This is a genomic window from Geminicoccus sp. (assembly GCF_035556675.1).
Taxonomy (GTDB): domain Bacteria; phylum Pseudomonadota; class Alphaproteobacteria; order Geminicoccales; family Geminicoccaceae; genus Geminicoccus.
Genome location: NZ_DATMFZ010000103.1, coordinates 1 through 3,861 on the forward strand (window position 1 = coordinate 1; position 3,861 = coordinate 3,861).

At 68.5% G+C, this 3,861-nt stretch carries 5 protein-coding genes; all 5 read left to right on the top strand.

The genetic code is table 11. The features are described 5' to 3' along the window. Nucleotides 1-727: metal ABC transporter substrate-binding protein (locus VNS22_RS08165; RefSeq protein ID WP_325731400.1), on the top strand; the 727-nt coding region annotated here is incomplete at its 5' end. Next, nucleotides 727-1,620, top strand: a complete 894-nt coding sequence (locus tag VNS22_RS08170; RefSeq protein ID WP_325731402.1) for a manganese/iron ABC transporter ATP-binding protein — start codon at nucleotides 727-729, stop codon at nucleotides 1,618-1,620. The genes VNS22_RS08165 and VNS22_RS08170, both read left to right, overlap by 1 nt. Then, complete coding sequence (locus tag VNS22_RS08175) at nucleotides 1,617-2,474, top strand: metal ABC transporter permease (RefSeq protein ID WP_325731404.1); 858 nt, start codon at nucleotides 1,617-1,619, stop codon at nucleotides 2,472-2,474. The genes VNS22_RS08170 and VNS22_RS08175 overlap by 4 nt, the downstream gene beginning before the upstream one ends. Beyond that, nucleotides 2,471-3,346, top strand: a complete 876-nt coding sequence (locus VNS22_RS08180; protein WP_325731406.1) for a metal ABC transporter permease — start codon at nucleotides 2,471-2,473, stop codon at nucleotides 3,344-3,346. Before VNS22_RS08175 ends, VNS22_RS08180 begins: the two co-directional genes overlap by 4 nt. Before the next feature lie 50 nt (nucleotides 3,347-3,396). Continuing rightward, nucleotides 3,397-3,861: alpha-amylase family glycosyl hydrolase (locus VNS22_RS08185; protein WP_325731408.1), on the top strand; the 465-nt coding region annotated here is incomplete at its 3' end.

The following is a 3,861-nucleotide window of genomic DNA, read 5'->3' on the forward strand; positions in this document are numbered from 1 at the left end:
GCCCGGCGCCGAGATCCACAACTACCAGCCGACCCCGCGCGACATCGTCCGGGCGCGCGACGCCGACCTGGTGGTCTGGAACGGGCTCAACCTCGAACTCTGGTTCGAGCGCTTCTTCGAGCGGCTGATGTATGTGCCGGCGGTGGTGGCGTCCGAGGGCGTCGAGCCGATGCCGATCGGCGAAGGGCCCTATACCGGCAAGCCCAACCCGCATGCCTGGATGTCGCCGGCCAACGCGCTGATCTATGTGGAGAACATCAAGAACGCGCTGATCAAGCATGACCCGGTCAATGCCGAGACCTATGCGAGCAACGCGGCGGCCTATGCGGATCGCATCCGGGCCGTGGATGCCGCGACCCGGGCTGCGCTGGAGCGCGTGCCGGAAGCGCGGCGCTGGCTGGTCACCAGCGAGGGGGCGTTCAGCTACCTGGCCCGCGACTACGGGCTGAAGGAACTCTATCTCTGGCCGATCAACGCGGATGCCCAGGGCACGCCGCAGCAGGTGCGCAAGGTCGTGGACCAAGTGCGCGAGCACGGGATCCCGGTCGTGTTCAGCGAGAGCACGGTCTCGGACAAGCCGGCGCGCCAGGTCGCGCAGGAAACCGGTGCCGCCTATGGCGGCGTCCTCTACGTCGATTCCTTGAGCGAGGCGGACGGGCCGGTGCCGACCTATCTGGACCTGCTGCGCGTCACCACCCAGACCATCGTCGCCGGGTTCACCTCCTGATGACCGCGGCCCCTGGCATCGAGGCGCCCGCCATCGCCGTCGAGGACGTCACCGTCACCTACCGCAACGGCTTCACCGCACTGCACGATGCCAGCTTCCAGGTGCCGGCGGGCTCGATCTGCGCGCTGATCGGCGTCAACGGCAGCGGCAAGTCGACCCTGTTCAAGGCGATCATGGGCTTCGTGCCGCTGGCCCGCGGCAGCGTCCGCCTGTTCGGCGCGCCGGCCGGGCGGGCGCTCAAGGCCAACACCGTGGCCTACGTCCCCCAGGCGGAGGAGGTCGACTGGAACTTCCCGGTCCTGGTCGAGGACGTCGTCACCATGGGCCGCTACGGCCATATGGGCTTCCTGCGGATCGCGTCGAAGGAGGACCGGCGCAAGGTGGATGAGGCGCTGGAGCGGGTCGGCATGACCGGGTTCCGCCGCCGCCAGATCGGCGAGCTTTCGGGCGGGCAGAAGAAGCGGGTGTTCCTGGCGCGCGCCCTTGCCCAGGAAGGCCGGGTCATCCTGCTGGACGAGCCGTTCACCGGCGTGGACGTGACCACCGAGGAGGCGATCATCACGCTGTTGCGCGAGCTCGCCGCCGAAGGCCGGGTGATGCTGGTCTCGACCCACAATCTCGGCAGCGTGCCGGAGTTCTGCGACCAGGTCGCGATCCTGCGCCGCACCGTCCTGGCGGCGGGCCCCACCGCGACGACCTTCACCAGCACCAATCTGGCCGCGGCGTTCGGCGGCCAGCTCCGCCACCTGACGCTGGGCGGCGCGGCGCTGCACCAGGATGCGGACCCGCGCAAGGTCACGGTGCTGAGCGACGACGAGCGGCCGGTGGTGCTCTATGGGGCGAACGGCACCGACCAGCAGCCCTGCCACGCGGAGGAGGTGGCCCCGCGATGAGCCTGCTCCTGGAGCCGTTCGGCTATGGCTACATGGTCAACGCCATGTGGGTGAGCGCGCTCGTGGGGGCGGTCTGCGCGTTCCTGTCCGCCTATCTGATGCTCAAGGGCTGGTCGCTGGTGGGCGACGCGCTCTCCCATGCGATCGTGCCGGGCGTGGCCGGGGCCTACATGCTGGGCCTGCCCTTCTCGCTAGGCGCCTTCCTCTCCGGCGGGCTGGCGGCACTCGCCATGCTGTTCGTGCGCGAGCGCACCCGGCTGAAGGAGGACGCGGTGATCGGCCTGACCTTCACCTCCTTCTTCGGGCTGGGCCTGTTCATGGTCTCGCTGTCGCCGACCTCGGTGGACGTGCAGACCATCGTGCTGGGCAACATCCTGGGCATCGCACCCGCCGACATCCTCCAGCTCGCGATCATCGGCGGCGGCTCGCTGCTGGTCCTGACGGTGAAATGGCGGGACCTGATGGTGGTGTTCTTCGACGAGAACCATGCCCGCTCGGTGGGCCTCCATCCGGGCCGGCTGAAGCTCCTGTTCTTCACCCTGCTCGCCGCCTCGACCGTGGCGGCGCTGCAGACGGTGGGCGCGTTCCTGGTGATCGCCATGGTGGTGACGCCTGGGGCCACCGCCTATCTGCTGACCGACCGGTTCGGCCGGCTGATCGTGCTGAGCGTCCTGATCGGGGCCGGGACCAGCTTTTCCGGCGCCTATCTCAGCTATTTCCTCGACGCGGCGACCGGCGGGATCATCATCGTCCTGCAGACGCTGATCTTTCTCCTGGCTTTCCTGCTGGCACCGAAGCATGGCCGGCTCGCGGCCTGGCGGCAGGCGCGGGCCGCCCTGGCAGCCCGGCCATGACCGACCTTTTCGCCTTCTTCACCGAGCCGTTCGCCTACGACTTCATGCGCCAGGCGATGCTGACCGCCGTGCTGGTGGGGGTCACCAGCGCGCTTCTGTCCTGCTTCCTGGTGCTCAAGGGCTGGTCGCTGATGGGGGATGCGATCAGCCATGCGGTGCTGCCGGGCATCGTGATCGCCTATATCGTCGGCCTGCCGCTGGGCCTGGGCGCGTTCGTGGCCGGAATGGGCTGTGCGGTGGCGACCGGCTACCTCAAGGAGCACAGCCGGCTGAAGGAGGACACCGTCATGGGGGTGGTGTTCTCCGGCATGTTCGGGCTGGGCCTGGTCCTCTACACCAAGATCGAATCGGACGTGCACCTGGAGCACATCCTGTTCGGCGACCTGCTGGGCGTGTACCTGGCCGATCTCTGGCAGGCGGGGGCCATCACCCTCCTGACCGTCCTGGTGGTGGGCCTCAAGGGCCGCGACCTGCTGCTCTTCTGCTTCGATCCGACCCATGCCCGGGCGATCGGCCTGCCGGTGCGGCTGCTGCATTACGGCCTGCTGGCGCTGCTGGCGCTGGCGATCGTGGGGGCGCTGAAGGCGGTGGGGCTGATCCTGGCGATCGCACTCCTGATCGCACCGGGGGCGATCGCCTTTCTGCTGACCGACCGGTTTAGCCGGATGCTGCTGATCGCGGTGGCGGTGGCGACCGGTGCAGCGCTATTGGGCGTGCTGGTGAGCTTCCGGCTGGACAGCGCGCCGGCACCGACCATCGTCCTGGCGCTTACCGTCCAGTTCATCCTGGCCTTCCTGTTCGCGCCCAAACGCGGCGTGCTGGCGAGCCGCCGGCAGGCGCGCGCCGTGGCCGAGCCGCCGACGGCACCCTGAGCGGGGCTGGGCCGTTCCTTCCGGAACGTTCCCCCCACAGGAGAAGCCGGTTGCTCGACCTCTGGTACAAGAACGCCGTCCTCTACTGCGTCGACGTCGAGACGTTCCAGGACGGCAACGGCGATGGCGTCGGCGACTTCGTGGGCCTGATCGAGCGGCTGGACTACCTGGAAACGCTGGGGGTCACCTGCATCTGGCTGACCCCCTTCTATCCCACACCCAACCGTGACAACGGCTACGACATCACCGACTTCTACACGGTCGACCCGCGCCTCGGCACGCTCGGCGACTTCGTCAACTTCGCCAGGGCCGCGCGGCACCGGGGGATGCGGGTGATCGTCGATCTCGTGGTCAACCATACCTCGATCGATCACCCCTGGTTCCAGGCCGCGCGCAGCGATCCCAACTCGCCCTACCGCGACTGGTATGTCTGGTCGAAGGAGAAGCCGGACGACGCCGAGGACGGGGTGGTGTTCCCGGGCGTGCAGGAAAGCACCTGGACCTGGGACGAGCAG

What these genes read in the sequence shown, in the direction of transcription:
- VNS22_RS08170 (WP_325731402.1), top strand. Translation starts at nt 727, where the DNA reads ATGACCGCGGCCCCTGGCATCGAGGCGCCCGCCATCGCCGTCGAGGAC.
- VNS22_RS08180 (WP_325731406.1), top strand. Translation starts at nt 2,471, where the DNA reads ATGACCGACCTTTTCGCCTTCTTCACCGAGCCGTTCGCCTACGACTTC.
- VNS22_RS08175 (WP_325731404.1), top strand. Translation starts at nt 1,617, where the DNA reads ATGAGCCTGCTCCTGGAGCCGTTCGGCTATGGCTACATGGTCAACGCC.